Origin of the sequence: Mesorhizobium sp. WSM4884 (genome assembly GCF_029625675.1) — a bacterium.
In the GTDB taxonomy this organism is placed as follows: domain Bacteria; phylum Pseudomonadota; class Alphaproteobacteria; order Rhizobiales; family Rhizobiaceae; genus Mesorhizobium.
Genome location: NZ_JARTVO010000010.1, coordinates 146,019 through 162,900 on the forward strand (window position 1 = coordinate 146,019; position 16,882 = coordinate 162,900).

At 60.7% G+C, this 16,882-nt stretch carries 10 protein-coding genes and 5 pseudogenes; 7 read left to right on the forward strand and 8 right to left on the reverse strand.

Going from position 1 to position 16,882, the window contains the following annotated elements:
• Positions 1-11: 11 nt before the first annotated feature.
• The 7 genes and pseudogenes from P9236_RS18025 to P9236_RS18055 all read left to right on the forward strand — a co-directional run.
• A pseudogene (locus P9236_RS18025) lies at positions 12-1,216 on the forward strand (IS110 family transposase).
• A gap of 419 nt (positions 1,217-1,635) precedes the next feature.
• On the forward strand, positions 1,636-2,016 hold the full coding sequence (locus P9236_RS18030) for a transposase (protein WP_199489649.1): 381 nt from the start codon (positions 1,636-1,638) through the stop codon (positions 2,014-2,016).
• A pseudogene (gene tnpB, locus P9236_RS18035) lies at positions 2,013-2,365 on the forward strand (IS66 family insertion sequence element accessory protein TnpB). Before P9236_RS18030 ends, tnpB begins: the two are co-directional and overlap by 4 nt.
• Positions 2,366-2,434: 69 nt before the next feature.
• Positions 2,435-3,752 (forward strand): annotated as a pseudogene (locus tag P9236_RS18040) (IS66 family transposase); the annotation flags it as partial.
• Between the two features lie 49 nt (positions 3,753-3,801).
• The gene (locus tag P9236_RS18045; RefSeq protein WP_063169337.1) at positions 3,802-4,104 is read left to right on the forward strand and encodes a hypothetical protein; all 303 of its coding nucleotides are present in this window, start codon (positions 3,802-3,804) and stop codon (positions 4,102-4,104) included.
• Positions 4,091-6,154: a recombinase family protein gene (locus P9236_RS18050; RefSeq protein ID WP_063169338.1), complete on the forward strand. Its 2,064-nt coding sequence runs from the start codon at positions 4,091-4,093 to the stop codon at positions 6,152-6,154. Before P9236_RS18045 ends, P9236_RS18050 begins: the two co-directional genes overlap by 14 nt.
• 28 nt (positions 6,155-6,182) lie before the next feature.
• Positions 6,183-6,375, forward strand: a pseudogene (locus P9236_RS18055) (transposase domain-containing protein); the annotation flags it as partial.
• A 44-nt stretch (positions 6,376-6,419) separates the two neighbouring features.
• On the opposite strand, the pseudogene P9236_RS18060 reads toward P9236_RS18055, so the two are convergent.
• The 8 genes and pseudogenes from P9236_RS18060 to P9236_RS18095 all read right to left on the reverse strand — a co-directional run.
• A pseudogene (locus tag P9236_RS18060) lies at positions 6,420-6,757 on the reverse strand (IS110 family transposase); the annotation flags it as partial.
• A gap of 88 nt (positions 6,758-6,845) precedes the next feature.
• Positions 6,846-8,711, reverse strand: a complete 1,866-nt coding sequence (locus P9236_RS18065; RefSeq protein ID WP_127365890.1) for a CocE/NonD family hydrolase — start codon at positions 8,709-8,711, stop codon at positions 6,846-6,848.
• A 399-nt stretch (positions 8,712-9,110) separates the two neighbouring features.
• The gene (locus P9236_RS18070) at positions 9,111-10,943 is read right to left on the reverse strand and encodes a CocE/NonD family hydrolase (RefSeq protein ID WP_082826581.1); all 1,833 of its coding nucleotides are present in this window, start codon (positions 10,941-10,943) and stop codon (positions 9,111-9,113) included.
• A 134-nt stretch (positions 10,944-11,077) separates the two neighbouring features.
• Entirely contained in the window at positions 11,078-12,079 is a 1,002-nt protein-coding gene (locus P9236_RS18075; RefSeq protein ID WP_063169341.1) for an ABC transporter ATP-binding protein, read from the reverse strand.
• Positions 12,072-13,082 (reverse strand): ABC transporter ATP-binding protein, encoded by a 1,011-nt coding sequence (locus P9236_RS18080; protein ID WP_063169342.1) that lies wholly within the window; start codon positions 13,080-13,082, stop codon positions 12,072-12,074. Before P9236_RS18080 ends, P9236_RS18075 begins: the two co-directional genes overlap by 8 nt.
• Complete coding sequence (locus P9236_RS18085; RefSeq protein ID WP_063169343.1) at positions 13,079-14,011, reverse strand: ABC transporter permease; 933 nt, start codon at positions 14,009-14,011, stop codon at positions 13,079-13,081. Before P9236_RS18085 ends, P9236_RS18080 begins: the two co-directional genes overlap by 4 nt.
• Positions 14,008-14,997 carry an ABC transporter permease gene (locus P9236_RS18090; RefSeq protein ID WP_063169344.1) on the reverse strand — a complete coding sequence of 330 codons (990 nt, stop codon included), beginning with the start codon at positions 14,995-14,997 and terminating at the stop codon, positions 14,008-14,010. Before P9236_RS18090 ends, P9236_RS18085 begins: the two co-directional genes overlap by 4 nt.
• A complete protein-coding gene (locus tag P9236_RS18095) occupies positions 14,994-16,673 on the reverse strand; it encodes an ABC transporter substrate-binding protein (RefSeq protein WP_063170379.1) in 1,680 nt (559 codons plus the stop codon). Before P9236_RS18095 ends, P9236_RS18090 begins: the two co-directional genes overlap by 4 nt.
• Between the last annotated feature and the right edge of the window lie 209 nt (positions 16,674-16,882).

Below are 16,882 nucleotides of genomic sequence, written 5' to 3' on the forward strand. Positions count from 1 at the left end.
AGTAAGACCGTATGTCCGCCTCTGCCGATGAGGTGGCTCGCCCTACACTGCGCGTCCGAGGGTTGCTCGGACGGGCCGAGCCGATCCTCACCACAGGAGGACGAGCCGTGGCGGATTATAGAGAAGCATTTGTCGGAATCGATGTTGCGAAGCTTAAGAACGCTATTGCGATTGCGGAGGCAGGCCGGGAAGGAGAGGTTCGGTTCTTCGGTGAGGTCGACGCGTCGGCGACCAGCATGCGGCGGGTCATAGGCCGGATCGCCAGCCGCTTTGATTACGTGCATTTCTGCTATGAGGCTGGGCCGACCGGGTACGGCCTTTATCGCCTGATCCGGTCGCTCGGGCACGAGTGCACCGTGGTTGCACCATCATTGATACCAAGGAAGCCCGGCGATCGGGTGAAGACGAACCGTCGAGACGCCATTTCCCTTGCCCGACTATTGCGCGCCGGCGAGCTGACCGCGGTGTGGGTTCCCGATGAAGGGCACGAGTCCATACGGGATCTTGTTCGCGCGCGGGCGGGCGCGGTCGAGACGCTGCGGGTCCATCGCCAGCAGGTGAGCGCATTCATGCTCAAGCACGGCCGTAGCTATCCGCGAAAGAAGAGCTGGACGATGCGCTATCTACGCTGGCTTCAGGAACAAGGTTCGATCATCCCGCGCATCAGATCGCACTCCAGGAGATGGTCGAGGCGGTGCGCGTCTCGAAAGAGCGGGTCGAGCGGCTGGAGCGTGTGATCGAAGAGTTCGTCCCGGCCTGGTCGCTGGCACCGATCGTGTGGGCGCTTCAGACATTGCGTGGGGTAGACCTAATTGTCGCCGTGACGTTCGTCACCGAAGTCGGCGACGCCAGCCGGTTCGAAAGCCCACGCCAGCTCATGGGATATCTCGGTCGGGTCCCCGGCGAGCGCTCAACCGGGGAGACAGTCCGGCGCGGCGGCATCACAAAGGCAGGCAACGGTCGGGTTCGCCACATGTTGGTCGAGAGCGCCTGGACCTATCGACATCCGCCCAAGGTCGGGAAGGCGAAGCTATACCGGTTGGAGCAGGCGTCACCGAAGGTGCGTGAGATCGCCTGGAAGGCGCAGTCCCGCCTGACAGCCCGCTACCGCATGCTGAGCGCTCGGGGCAAACGGACAACGGTCGTCTGCACCGCGATCGCCCGTGAACTGGTCGGCTTTATGTGGGCAGTCGCAAGGGAGGCGCGCGTCACCTGATCGCTCGCCGCGATGGCGCACATATCGCGCATGGGCGGAGGCGGGACCACGGCAGGGGAATGCCCGTCAGACGCTTTGTGGCCGGCAAATCGACCGACGCCCGCAGTAAGATAGGAACAGCCCCGGACGCACAATCGGGAATGCGGTAGCCAACCCGCGCATCAGAGCTTGATCACCGACGTCCTTCAGTTCCGCCTCCCCACCCATGCGCGATCATCAGAATGAGCAGCCGTTCCTCGGATCGGGCGACCTCATGCGTTCCAAACCTTGACAGCGGACATCAGAGCGGTGTTTCCGGACCACCTTTCGGGAGTGGTCGCGATCTGTGAGGTTGCCGATCCTGTATTGGGATCGGAGATCGGCTTGTGTCTGGACTTGACCTTACGCTTGACCCGGAGCGGCAGCTTCGGCGTTTCGAGGTGATCAACGGTGCCGGCGGTCGGCGTCACTGGTCGGTGGATGACAAGGCGCGGATCATCGCAGAGACGCTGGAGCCGAATGCGATCATTTCCGAGGTCGCCCGCCGTTATGGTCTCAGGCCGCAGCAGGTCTTCGCCTGGCGCCGCGAAGCGCGCAAACAGGCCGCTTCGGTGCAGCAAGATTCTCCTGCCTTTGTGCCGGCGGTTGTGGCGGCGGCGGAACCTGCAGCCAGCCGTTCACCGAAGCAGCGGAAACGGCAAGCCACCCGAGATGCCGGCATGATCGAGCTTGAGATCGACGGCATCGCGATGCGCGTCGGCCGGGGCGCCGATACCAAGACGGTGGCCGCAGTGATCCGCGCGCTGAAGGCGACGTCGTGATCGGGCCGACGGGTGCGGTCAAGGTCATGGTGGCGACGAAGCCCGTCGACTTCCGCAAGGGTGCGGAGGGATTGGCGGCGCTGGTGCGAGAGACAATGGGGGCCGATCCGTTCAGCGGGGCCGTCTACGTCTTCCGGGCGAAGCGGACTGACCGGATCAAGCTGATCTTCTGGGATGGCACCGGGGTTTGCCTGCTAAGCGTTTGGAGGATGGGGAGTTCCGCTGGCCGAAAGTGCATGACGGCATGATGCGGCTGACGGCCGCGCAGCTCTCGGCGCTACTCGAAGGTCTCGACTGGCGGCGAGTCCATGAGGCGCGCCGGACCCGCGTGCCAGCCCAGGCGGGCTGACCCGCGACGAAGTGAATCAGCCTAGATTCCGCTGTCGCGGGCTGTCGGCGAATATGGTCTGATCCGTTCATGGCGATGACGGCTGACCAGCTTCCCGACGATCCGGACGCGCTGAAGGCGATGGTCCTGGCGCACGACGTCGAGAATGCCCGTCTGATTCAGATCATCAAGGAATTGCAGCGTCACCGCTTCGGCCGGCGTGCCGAGACGCTCCCCGAGGATCAATTGCTGCTGGGGCTCGAAGAGGCGGAGCAGATCGAGGCCGCCGGTGAGGAAGAGAAGGAGCAATCTGCTCCCGCCGAGCGGCAAGCAAAGGCCACGAGGCGCCGGGCCAACCGGGGCGCGCTGCCACCCCATCTGCCGCGCGTGGAGATGGTCGTCGACATCGAGGACCATGCCTGCCCATGCTGCCGCAATGGCTTGCATCGGATCGGCGAGGACGTGAGCGAGCGGCTCGACATCGTTCCGGCGCAGCTGCGTGTAATCGTCGTGCGCCGGCCCAAATATGCCTGCCGCGCCTGCGAGGACGTCGTGGTTCAGGCTTCCGGCGCCGGCCCGGCTGATCGAGGGTGGTCTTCCGACCGAGGCAACGGTCGCCCAGGTGCTGGTCTCAAAATATGCCGATCACCTTCCGCTCTATCGTCAGGCGCAAATCTACGCCCGGCAGGGTATCAATCTCGATCGCTCTACGCTCGCCGACTGGGTCGGCCGCGCCGCCTGGCACCTGCGTCCGGTGCATGAGCGGCTGCTTGGCAAGCTGAAGTCCTCGGCAAAACTCTTCGCCGACGAGACGACCGCGCCGGTGCTCGATCCCGGCCGCGGCAAGACTAAGACAGGTCAACTCTGGGCCTATGCCCGCGATGACCGACGATGGGAGGGGAGCGACCCGCCGGGCGTCGCCTATGTCTATGCGCCGGACCGAAAGGCCGAGCGTCCGATCGCTCATCTCGCAGGCTTCACCGGAATCTTGCAGGTCGACGGCTATGGCGGCTATCGCGTGCTGGCCGACAAAAGCGGCGTCACGCTCGCCTTCTGCTGGGCGCATGTCCGTCGGCGCTTTTATGAACTGGCAGCAGCCGGTCCCGCGCCGATCGCCAGTGACGCGCTGAGACGGATCGCCGAACTCTACAAGATCGAGGATGACATCCGTGGCCGATCGGCCAACGAGCGCCGCGCGATGCGTCAGGACAAAAGCCGCGCCATCGTCGCCGATCTCGAACCCTGGCTGCGTGAGAAGCTCGGCCTGATCAGTCAGAAGACCAAGCTCGCAGAGGCAATCCGCTACACGCTCTCACGCTGGGAAGGCCTCTCGCACTTCCTTGACGACGGCCGCATCGAGATCGACAGCAACACCGTCGAACGCTCGATCCGTCCGATCGCAATCTCGGGGTCATTCTGCCCATGTTGGGCAGGAGGTCGAAGTCCCGTGCGCAGCAATGGATCTGGGCTCCCCGCGCGCGTCGCTTGCTGCACTGCTTGAACTGAACAAGCTCTTGATCCAGCGCCGTTTCCGGCGAGGCTCTCCGGATGGTTTCATCATCGGGGAGACTCAAAATGAGAACCTTGCCGCCACCGACACGATCTCTCGTGATCGTTCGCCAGCTCAGCATGCGCTCGACTCGCACAAGCTAGTCGGGCTGAGCGCAGCGCAACGAACGATCGTGATCGCCCGGCTCGCCAATGTGCTGATGGCCGCCGCCGGTATCGTGACGGAGGAGAGCCGCGATGACGAGCCGTAATCTGATTCCGGCCACCATCCTCAAGCGCAAGGCCGTTGTCTATGTACGTCAGTCCACGCAGGCGCAAGTGCAGCTCAATCTTGAGAGCCAGCGTCGGCAATATGAGCTGGTCGACGTCGCGCGGCGCTGGGGATTCCGCAAGGTTGAGGTGATCGACGAGGACTTGGGACGCACCGCAAGTGGAGCTGTGGAACGTCCCGGTTTCGAACGCCTGGTCGACGATCTGTGCACCGGTCATGTGGGCGCTGTGCTTTGCCTGGAGGCGTCCCGCCTGTCTCGCAACGGACCGGACTGGCATCGGCTGCTCGAGTTGTGCGGCGAAGTCGATGCACGGGTGATCGATCTGGACGGAGTCTACGATCCGGGACTGCCGAACGATCGCCTGCTGCTCGGCATGAAGGGGAGCATAAGCGAGTTCGAACTCGGGGTGCTGCGTGCTCGCATGTACGAAGCTGACCGCGCCAAGGCACAGCGCGGCGAACTGCGCATCTCTGTGCCCTTCGGCTACGTCTGGCACCGGGATTACGGTCTCGGGTTCGATCCCGATATACGCCTGCAGGAGACCATTCGCCTGATATTCGCGCGTTTCCGCGAACTCGGCAGTGCCCGCCAGGTCCTGATCTCGATGATCGACGATGGCGTGCATTTCCCCAGACCCTCCGACGGCAAGAAGATGGTGTCCTTCGCCTGGGTTCCGGTCCGCTACCGCAACGTGATCTCCGTCCTGAAGAACCCGTTCTACGCCGGCGCTTATGTCTATGGTAAGAGCGAGAAGCGCACCGAGATCGTGGATGGCCGCGTCCGCAAGAGCTATGGTCATTACAAGCCGGCCAGCGATTGGGCGGTGGTGCTCAAGGAGCATCACGAAGGCTATATCGGATGGAGCGAGTACGAACGGAACCAGGAACTTCTCGCCGCCAACGCCTATGGCAAAGCCGGCGGCGTCAAGTCGGGCCGCGGCGGTCGCGCGTTGCTCCCGGGTCTTCTCTCCTGTGGTCGATGCGGGCGAAGACTGGTTGTCACGTATGCCGGACGTGGCCAAGGTTACCCGGTCTATCGTTGCGAGAACACCATGATGGCGCAGGCGCGATGCATGTCGTTCAACGGCTTTCGCACCGATGCGGCGGTGGCCCGCGAAGCCTTGGAGGCGGTTGCGCCGATGGCGATCGAGGCGGCGTTGGAGGCTGAACAGATGCAGCTGGAGAGCGAAGCCAGGCGGCGGCAGATGATCGAGATGGACCTGCAGCAGGCACGCTATGAGGCATCGCTCGCCGAGCGCCGCTACGCCGCCTGCGACCCGGAGAACCGGCTTATAGCGGCCCAGCTCGAGAGGAACTGGGAAGCTAGGCTCAGGCGCGTGGAGACCTGCGAGGCCCGGCTCAGTGAAGTCCAGCGTATGGAGCCTGTCGACGCGATCCCTGACTTCACCGGCCTCGCCCAGGATCTCGAAGCCGCCTGGAATGCGCCGGGTGTCGATATGCGGTTCCGTCAGCAACTGCTGCGCGCGCTCATCAAGGACATTGTGGCGGACGTCGATGACGACGCGCGCGATGTGATCCTGACCATCCATTGGCATGGGGGCCAGCATTCCCAGGTAAGGGTTCGCAAGTCCAAATCCGGAGAGCATGGCCAGAGTACGCCTGAGGAGGCTCTGGCGGTCATGCGATCCATGGCAACGCGATGGTCGGATGCCGAAATCGCCGCCACACTCAACCGCATGGGCATGAAGACGGGTCAGGGAAAGACCTGGACGGCGCGACGCGTCCAATCCCTGCGCACGGTGCACAAGATCAGCGGCTATCGGTCTTCCGACAAGAACGGCGAGTGGCTTACCATGTCGGACGCGGCCGCGAAGCTTGGCGTGTCGCACGTCAAAATCCGCCGGTTCGTCAGGGACGGCATATTACCAGCCGAGCAGGTCATGCGCGGCGCGCCCTACCAGATCCGCGCCAGCGACCTTGAAGATGAACGGATCAAGGCCGATTTGGCGCGCAAATCTCCGCGTATCATCAACGACGATAATCAGAAATCGCTGTTTCCCGCCATTTGAAGAGGGGGTGCATAATGAATCAGTCTTCGCGCTCAACCGCAAGAACGCGCTCTTCGCAGGCTCTGACGGCGGCGCCGAACACTGGGCAGTCATCGCCTCGCTGATCGAAACCTGCAAGCTCAATGGTGTCGAACCGCTCGGCTTATCTCGCCGATGTCCTCACCAGGATCGTCAACGGCCACCCCAACAGCCAGATCGACGATCTCCTGCCTTGGGTCTACATCAACAAGCTCGAGCTCAAGGCCGTGGCCCGAGAATACCGCTTACTCTTGACATGCACGGGCCGGAACAGGTTAACCCGCATATCTGCGCGATGCCGCGAGCATGGTTGCGGTCGGTCTTGTTGACCTGTGCCTTGAGAACGCCTTGGAATGACGGGGCTCGATACAGGTCACGTAGTCCGGCTGCCGCCAGACCAACCATTGGGATAAGGGGCCGGCTTCAAGCCTGATCCGGGCGAGATTCCATGCGGGGTTCTTCAATGCGTCAGCAAGATCGTCCGGATGACTAGCAACCTTCATCTCTCGGCAAATTCGGCGCCCTTCTCACGATGCAAACGGTGGTCTCTTTCACGGAGACGTCCAGTCCGGCATAATTTTTCATGCTGCGCTTCCTTTCCTGATGCTTGTGGCTGTTCACACAGACCACGTTTTGTCATCATCTCGAAGCGCAGCACTTCAAAACAACCCGTTCAAGGCGGGGGGCAAAGCCGAATACCACAATCTAAACACCTAGCGATGCTGTTCAAATTCGCCTTGCCGGCATGGGACCCCATCGCTGTCATCACAGGAAGCAGTACGTGGGAGGGGAACTGCTCGCAGTGATGAATCGTGTTCCGAGCCACTACCCATTCAGTTTCGTCCCAGTTGTTACCTCCCGTATTCAGGTTGCGGTCGAACCGCGGGAAGGCCGAACTAGTGATTTCCAGGCGAATTTGATGGCCGGCCGGAAACCAATTACTTGTGGCGTCGAGATCAATCTCGATTTTGCATATAACGCTCGGTTCCATGAAAACAGCCCGATCAAAGCCCTCGCGATAGCGGACGCGCAGTATCCCGTCCACCACGTCAATCGCACGGCCATCGGGATGTACGTCCAACAGTCTGGCCACGAAGTCCGTGTCCGGGGCCGAAGAAGAGACGAAGAGGACCGCCCGGACAAATCCGGTAACCTCCATGCCCTCTGTGAGGGGCGGTGAAGTGAAGCAGAGGACGTCTGGACGAAGCTGGACGTCCTGGTAATCGCGGGGTCCTATAGTAGTTCCACTTGACTTCCCGCCGTCCATCCCCAAGAACGGCGCCGGATCCCCAGGGTCGTAGGTAAACGTGTCAGCCGGCTCGTCGGCACTCGGAGGCTCTACATCAAGAGTCCCGTCGCCTAGACGGGTCGCGGCATTCCCGCCGCTGCGGAGGAACCAGTGCTGCAGTTCCACACCAAGAGGGGGCCATTCTGACGCGGCACGCCACTCGTTGCGACCCATCACGTAGTACTGGACGCGGGGCATTCCCTCGATCCGGTCGGGCTTGTCGTTCAGCCAGCAGTCGAACCAGTCCAGGTAGATCTGCCAGCAATCCAGGCGCGCGTCGCCCAGCTCGCGCTCGCCGATAACCGTCGGGGCTTTGAGACTCTCGGTGCCACAATGCGTGGCTGGCGACAGAATGATATGTTGGTGATCGCGTGCCGCCGGGCTCAATCCGCGAGCACTAAAAACGCGCTGCTGGTGAAGCGCGTCGGCAGCCCCCACGTCGTACCACGAGTTCACGAACAGGGCTGGGACGTCGATGGTCGAGTCCTCGCTAAGCATCCCATTCCGATCCCCCCAGGGATCGCCTGGGTCACGCGAGACCCAGTCCTCCCAGTCAGTCGGCGGTCCCCCAAGGCTCTTAAGCATGTTGACGAGCGGCAGCGACGCGAAAGCCCGCTGATACTCCTCATCGCTTTTCGGTTGCACTCGGGACCGGTCCTTCGCTGCGGTTTGGTGGAACCAGGGGACAAACGCGGCAACCTCCACCGCACCGCCGAGACGGAGATCCCCGTTGCGATATCGCCCTCCGGCAGAGCCGTTCGCGCCGCCCGATCCCTGCGCAATTGCGCATCGGTGGGCTGGATGGCACAACTGCGCCAGCAAAACCTGCGCGATACCAAGCGCCGAGCACCCATATGTGCCCACGCGTCCATTCGACCATGGCTGCTGCGAAATCCAGGACAGCGTGTCATAACCGTCGTCCCCTATATGTTCCCTAGCGTATACGCCGCCGGAATCGAAGACGCCACGACGCTCCTGCACAAGTACAGCGAACCCTTGTCCAGCAAACATTCTTGCCACTTTGTGGCGAGGCTCAACCGGACAGCGATAGGGCGTCTTACCGTATGGAGTTCGGATAAGGATTGACCCGAGTTCCCCAGTGTAACCAATAGGCCGATACAGGTCCGTGGCGAGCTCAACGCCGTCCCGCATTGGAACGCGCAAGCCGGTCTGCAAAACCACTTCGTATCGCGGCGTTGGCGGTTTAATCGGGCCTAGTTCATTACACACTTCAGAGTGCCTCCCAGACATTGAGACTGATTCAAGATGGAGTGGCCAATTTCGACGGGTCTCAGCATTCTATCTGCACGGTGGTGTGTTCGTCGCATTCACAGTACAACGATGAACTCTGTGCCGTTGCTAAGTTGTTTGAAAAGAAACTCAACCGTGCTTCTCTAGCAGGTCCGGCACTCAATGATGGCGCGTTGCCACCCCAATTTCCCTATTGCTTAAATCAATGTGACAGCGCGCCTACGCCGCTGTGCAAAACATCAATTGTGAGTCTCACCGCCATTATGTGCCGATCCATGGACCCCCATTCCATGCTGATTGACGCGGGCCGATGGGGCAAGCTGCTTGATGTGAGAAGCGACGGGCTCCCCGACCGATCGCAGCTTGTTATCACCGTTTGTTTGAAATAGTGGAGGTAGGCTAGCCAGGCGGCAAGCTGTTCAAATTCGCCTTGCCGGCATGGGACCCCATCGCTGTCATCACAGGAAGCAGTACGTGGGAGGGGAACTGCTCGCAGTGATGAATCGTGTTCCGAGCCACTACCCATTCAGTTTCGTCCCAGTTGTTACCTCCCGTATTCAGGTTGCGGTCGAACCGCGGGAAGGCCGAACTAGTGATTTCCAGGCGAATTTGATGGCCGGCCGGAAACCAATTACTTGTGGCGTCGAGATCAATCTCGATTTTGCATATAACGCTCGGTTCCATGAAAACAGCCCGATCAAAGCCCTCGCGATAGCGGACGCGCAGTATCCCGTCCACCACGTCAATCGCACGGCCATCGGGATGTACGTCCAACAGTCTGGCCACGAAGTCCGTGTCCGGGGCCGAAGAAGAGACGAAGAGGACCGCCCGGACAAATCCGGTAACCTCCATGCCCTCTGTGAGGGGCGGTGAAGTGAAGCAGAGGACGTCTGGACGAAGCTGGACGTCCTGGTAATCGCGGGGTCCTATAGTAGTTCCACTTGACTTCCCGCCGTCCATCCCCAAGAACGGCGCCGGATCCCCAGGGTCGTAGGTAAACGTGTCAGCCGGCTCGTCGGCACTCGGAGGCTCTACATCAAGAGTCCCGTCGCCTAGACGGGTCGCGGCATTCCCGCCGCTGCGGAGGAACCAGTGCTGCAGTTCCACACCAAGAGGGGGCCATTCTGACGCGGCACGCCACTCGTTGCGACCCATCACGTAGTACTGGACGCGGGGCATTCCCTCGATCCGGTCGGGCTTGTCGTTCAGCCAGCAGTCGAACCAGTCCAGGTAGATCTGCCAGCAATCCAGGCGCGCGTCGCCCAGCTCGCGCTCGCCGATAACCGTCGGGGCTTTGAGACTCTCGGTGCCACAATGCGTGGCTGGCGACAGAATGATATGTTGGTGATCGCGTGCCGCCGGGCTCAATCCGCGAGCACTAAAAACGCGCTGCTGGTGAAGCGCGTCGGCAGCCCCCACGTCGTACCACGAGTTCACGAACAGGGCTGGGACGTCGATGGTCGAGTCCTCGCTAAGCATCCCATTCCGATCCCCCCAGGGATCGCCTGGGTCACGCGAGACCCAGTCCTCCCAGTCAGTCGGCGGTCCCCCAAGGCTCTTAAGCATGTTGACGAGCGGCAGCGACGCGAAAGCCCGCTGATACTCCTCATCGCTTTTCGGTTGCACTCGGGACCGGTCCTTCGCTGCGGTTTGGTGGAACCAGGGGACAAACGCGGCAACCTCCACCGCACCGCCGAGACGGAGATCCCCGTTGCGATATCGCCCTCCGGCAGAGCCGTTCGCGCCGCCCGATCCCTGCGCAATTGCGCATCGGTGGGCTGGATGGCACAACTGCGCCAGCAAAACCTGCGCGATACCAAGCGCCGAGCACCCATATGTGCCCACGCGTCCATTCGACCATGGCTGCTGCGAAATCCAGGACAGCGTGTCATAACCGTCGTCCCCTATATGTTCCCTAGCGTATACGCCGCCGGAATCGAAGACGCCACGACGCTCCTGCACAAGTACAGCGAACCCTTGTCCAGCAAACATTCTTGCCACTTTGTGGCGAGGCTCAACCGGACAGCGATAGGGCGTCTTACCGTATGGAGTTCGGATAAGGATTGACCCGAGTTCCCCAGTGTAACCAATAGGCCGATACAGGTCCGTGGCGAGCTCAACGCCGTCCCGCATTGGAACGCGCAAGCCGGTCTGCAAAACCACTTCGTATCGCGGCGTTGGCGGTTTAATCGGGCCTAGTTCATTACACACTTCAGAGTGCCTCCCAGACATTGAGACTGATTCAAGATGGAGTGGCCAATTTCGACGGGTCTCAGCATTCTATCTGCATGGTGGTGTTCCAGCCCACCTGCCTGTGCAATACCAGATGGAATACGCTCATTGGGGTGGCGCTGATTGCATGCCTTTCACTTAGCGAGCCAGCAGGCTGACAGGTGCTGTGGTCCAACTTCGATCGCCGGCGGCTCCTCAGCTTTGCAACGGTCGAAGGCAAGCGGGCAACGAGGATGGAAACGGCAGCCCTTCGGCACGCGCGCGGCACTTGGAACCTCGCCCTGCAGGGCCGGCAACTCGGCGCGACCTGCGTTGCCGCCAATCTGCGGTGTGGCGTTGCGCAAGGCGACGGTATACGGATGGCGAGGGTTGAATGTGATCTCGTCGGCGCTACCAATCTCGACCAATTTTCCAAGATACAAGACCGCAATCCGGTCGGCGATCAGCCAGGCAAGGGGCAAATCGTGGGTGATGAACAGCAGCGCCATGTTGTGCCTGTCGCGCAAGTCAACCAGGACCTGAAGAATCTGAGCGCGTATCGAGACATCGAGCATCGATACAGGTTCATCAGCAACGATGAGTTCCGGCCGGACGGCAAGCGCTCCTGCAATCACGACGCGCTGGCGCTGCCCGCCGGATAGCTCGTGCGGGAAGCGGGCGAAGAAATCGCCGGGAGGATTGAGCCCAGCGGCCGCAAGCGCTTCACTCACCCGGTCGGCGAGTTGAGTGGCGTTACCGACCAGCCGCAGGGACTGCAACGGCTCCGCCACGATGTCGAACACGGTGTGTCGCGGATTGAGGGCCTGATAAGCGTCCTGGAAGATCATTTGCACGCGACGCCGGTACGGACGTAGAGCCGAGAAGCCCTCTACCGACCTCATGTCGCGGCCTTCGAACAGCATTCTGCCGCCAGTCGGCTTGGCAAGCTTGGTGATGACGCGGCCCACAGTGGTCTTGCCGCTTCCCGATTCGCCGACCAGGGCGACGATCTCGCCCCGCCCGACGTTGAGGTCGATCCCGTCTACCGCGCGCATGGCGCCGACAGATCGGCCCAGGACACGGTCGAACAGACCGCCCTGGATAGGAAAATGAACTTGCAGGCTCTCGAGACGCAGGATGCCGGCAGTGTCAGGCATGAACAGCGACCTTGTCTTCTTGCGTCAAGGACCGGTGAAGGTGACAGGCGACACGTCCCCGCCCGAACTTATTGAGGCTGGGGACTTCGGTCGCGCACCCCCCCATGACCGACGGGCAACGCGGATGGAAAGCGCAGCCCGAGGGTCGATTCACCAAGTTGGGAGGATCACCCGGTATTGGCCGGATCATCTTTTTGCCGCTCGCTGGGTTCGGGATCGATTCGATCAGCTGTCGGGTGTAGGGATGTTTGGGCTGGGCGAAAATCTCGGCGACAGTGCCATCCTCGACGATGCGGCCCGCGTACATGATCATTACGCGATCACAACACTTAGCCACCACAGAAAGGTCGTGGGTGATCAAAATCAGGGCGAGGCTCAACTGCGATCGCAAGTCGCCTAGCAGGTTAAGGATCTGAGCCTGAGTGATGACGTCGAGCGCTGTGGTGGGCTCGTCACCAATGATAATCGAAGGTCGACACGCGAGCGCCATGGCAATCATCACCCTTTGTCGCATTCCGCCCGACAACTCGTGAGGGTAGGCGGAACCACGATCCGCCGGGATGCCGACCAGTTGAAGCAACTCACTTCCCCGCTTGGTCGCCTCGCCCCGCGACATGCCGAGCTTCAGCATGCATGGCTCGGCGATCTGCTTGATAATGCGGTGAACAGGATTAAGTGCGTTCATCGCGCCCTGGAAGACAACGGACGTTTCGCTCCAGCGATGTGGCCGCATCGCCGCATCATCGTCGATCGGCAGTCGGTTGCCACGATAGCGCACTTGGCCGCCGCTGACCCGCGCGTTGGGTGATAGTAGACCAGCGATCGCCATCGCGGTCGTGGTCTTGCCACTGCCCGATTCTCCGACGAGGCCCACGGCCTCTCCGGCTCGGAGCGCGAAGCTTACGCCGTCGATTGCTCGCAATGAAACGCCCTTGAGCCCATAATCGACAGAGAGCCGGTCTATTTCCAGAAGCGGTGTTTTGTCCTGGGAGGAGCTGGTCATGGGATCACCCTCCGCCGTGGATTGAACGTGTCGTCAAGGGCACTGCCAATCAGGACGAAGCTAAGCGAAACCGTGAGTACGCACAGTCCTGGGGCGCCGAGGTACCACCAGGCTCCAGCACTGGCCGCGCCGGCGCGCTGAGCGAGCGAAAGCAAAGTGCCCCATGAAGGCTGCAACGGGTCCCCGAGTCCAAGGAATGAGAGCGATGTCTCGACATAGATTGCGCTGGCGACCACCAGCGCACCATTGGCTGCGATTTGCGGCACGAGATTGGGGAGGATGTGCCGCACCATGATGCCGAAATTACTGCTACCCGCAACGCGCGCACGATCAATGAATGGTCGCTCCTTAAGCGACAGTGTCTGACTCCGGACGATACGTGCAACAAAGGACCAGCTTGTCATGCCTATAACGACAATGATCACGAAAAGAGAAGGACGGAAGCCCAGGATTTCTCCACCGCGCCCCATCACCTCGAGAACCACGGGTGTAATGACCAGCGCCAGCACGAAGGACGGCATGACAAAAAAGAAGTCTGTCAAGCGCATCAGCCAGACGTCGACCCTGCCACCATAGTAGCCAGCGGTCGTACCGATTGTAGTCCCAACGACGAGGCTGATCACAGTCGCGAGTAGCGCAATCGTAAGCGAGATCCGGGCACCATGGAGGACCAGATTGAGCACGTCCCGCCCGATTTCGTCCGTGCCGAGCAGATGCTCGCCTGATGGGGGTGCGAGGAAATCGCCAGTTGCATTGATCGCAGTCTGGAGCGGTCCCGCCAGAATATTGGGGACCGCTCCCACAACAAGAAAGAATACCAGACATACGAGGCCCACCTGAGCACCGCCATAGCTGAGAAATTGACGCAGAAAGCCTTTTATTGCGCGCGCCCGGCCTCGCGGGCAATATCGAACAATATTGTCGCTCATTGTCGGACCCTCGGATCTAGAAGGCTGTAGGCAAGATCGGCTACGAGGTTTGCGAGAACAATTGAAACGCCAAGCAACAGGAATATGCCTTGAAGGACTGGGTAGTCCCGTGCGTTGAGTGCTTCCACCGTCAGCCCGCCGATACCCGGCCAGGCGAAAACGGCTTCGACAGTGATGGCCCCGGCGACCACATAGCCAATATTGAGGGTGATCAAGGTCACGACCGGTAGCATTGCATTGCGAAATGCATGACGCATCAGCATTTGACCGTTGGTCAGCCCTTTCGCCCGTGCGGTTACCATGTAATCCTCGGTGAGTACGTCACTCATTGCGGCACGAGCGACGACGACGTACTGGCCGATTAGCCCAAGCGCCACCGCAGTGGCGGGAAGCGTGAGATGTTGCAGGTAGTCGAGGAACGAACCAAGAGAGCCCGTGATCAGGCCGGGCGAGTATGCACCATAGCCCGGGAGCCAACCCAATGCCGTGCTGAAGATTACCACCAGGATCATGCCGAGCCAGAAAGCCGGCGTAGAATAGAGCGCCAGAGAGGCTCCGGTTGCGATACGGTCGCCGGCTCCTCCCCGGCGCCAGCCTGCGTAGATCCCAAGCATCACCCCAATAACGATTGCCATTATCTGAGCAACCCCGACTAGGACTATGGTGTCCGGCAGGCGTTCCGCTATCAGGTCTGCGACATGCCTGCCCCTGAACTTGAAGCTGTAGCCGAAATCGCCGCGGAGTGTTGCCGACAGGTAGTCGACCGCCTGGTCCGGGAACAGCGGCCGGTCAAGGCCCCAACGTTGGTTCTGCGCCTCAATCTGCTCGGCGGTGACGCTGACGCGCGCCCCGCCAAGCAAAAGAGATGCAGGGTCACCTGGAATAACTCGGAATAGGATGAAGTTCAGGACTGCCACCATCAGGAGGGTTATAGAGGCCCTGACGATGATGCGCAGGATGTGACGGCTCCCTCCCCCTCCGTTCACGGCGCGGGCACCGGCTTCAAGCGATCGAATGGGAAGTAGCTGTCCATCGACATGATGCCTTGCTTTCCCCAACCCTCGAAGCAATCCCTCCGGTGGGCTTCGAGCAGGGTGGGGTAACATAGTACGATGTAAGGCGCTTCAGTATAAATTAGTCGCGCTGCCTGGTCGACCAGCTTTTGGTTTTTCTTGAGGTCAACGGTGACCTGCACCTCCGCGAACAGTTTGTCGAACTCCGCATTCGTCCAGTACGCCTTGTTCTTGATGCCGATGGAATTGCTGCTGCCGAAGATGAGCAGGTCTTTAGGTGTTGGGCCTTGCCAGGTATCGGAAATGAGCAGATCCCACCCTCCGCCGCCTTTCGCCGGAGCTGCGGCGCGGGCGCTCAGCGCACCGGAGTCGAGCCGAGTCACCGATACAGGGATACCGATTTGCTCCAACCAGCCAGCGATAAACTGCACTGCCGCGACCGGCATCTCTATATTTGCTGAAGGTCCAGACACCAGCTCTAGCTGGAAACTCTTCCCGTCCTTGTCCTCCCGAATGCCATCGCCGTTCGTGTCCCGGTACCCTGCGGCGTCAAGCCGGCGGTTGGCTTCGGCGAGATCGAAGTGGCGCCTGATGTCGTTCAGATCTGAATAGTAATCGGCCGCCACCGGCATTGCGAGTCCGACACCAGGGTCGGCGTGTCCGCGCATGGCTCGATCGACGATGGCCTTCTGATCGATCGCGTAGCCGAGCGCATCGCGAAACGCCGGATCCTGCAGAGCCTTGGTGCTACCTGCGCCATCTCCCGAAGCGGTGTTGAAGGCGAGATAGGTTTTCTGAGCTATGCGGGATTCACCGACTACAATGTCGGGATCCTTCGAGAGATCAGCCCACTGGGCGGACGTCAGGTAGTTGCCATAATCGAGTTCCCCGCTCTTAAGACCTTGCGCAATCGGATCGGCGGCATCGAAGGACCGCAGGATCACCCCCGCGATTTGGGGCTTCCCCGTACGGAAATAGGGGTTCGGCGTCAGGCGTGTAAACTGGCCCTGGTGAAACTCCGAAACGATCATAGGTCCCGTACCCACCAAAGGCGGATCGTTGCGGAAGGTTACGCGTGCGTCAGCATAGCTGATGTCCTTCCAAATGTGCTCGGGAACGATCATTATGATATTGTCTATTGGCCAGGTCGCGGGGAACTTGGTCACGATCTGCAAAGTCTCGTCGTCGAACGCTTTGATGGACTCGACGTTCTCAAGACCGCTGGTGCTGTTCCACCCGACGTTTAGCTCGTCGGGCTTGCCTATGGAATCGTGCAAATAACTATAAGTGAACGCCGCGTCCCTAGCGGTAGCAGGCTGGCCGTCCGACCACTTCATGCCGGGCCAGATCTTGAAGGTCCAAGTGAGGTTGTCGTCGGCGACGGACCAAGATTGGGCAAAGCCCTTTCGATCGTCGTATCGCTGGGCGTCTATGCAGACCAAGAAATCATAGCAAATAGCCAAGGGCCAAAAGGAGCCCCAAGTGGCGAAGGGGTTCATCGAATCAGGGCCTCCACCCAGTCCGCCGATTCGCAGGATGCGATCGTCGCACGACGAGGCGAACGCCCTCGAGTTAATCCCCCAAGGGGTCGCCGAAATCGCCAGCATTGCCTTCATAAGCGCACGACGATTATATGAGTATTGGCTCATTTTATCCTCCCTGTTTGCCGGCTTTATCATCACTTCATGTTCACACGACCACGATGATCTACGGCCTCAACCCGGAACATCTGGCTTCCTTTTGACGGAAGCTCCACAGTCCCCTCATTCCAGATAAGTAGCAGTGCCCAGGGGGGTGGTTCCTGCAAATTGGCCGCTGTGCCTGCATGAATCCGGCGTTTTTCTCGATTCTGGGCACA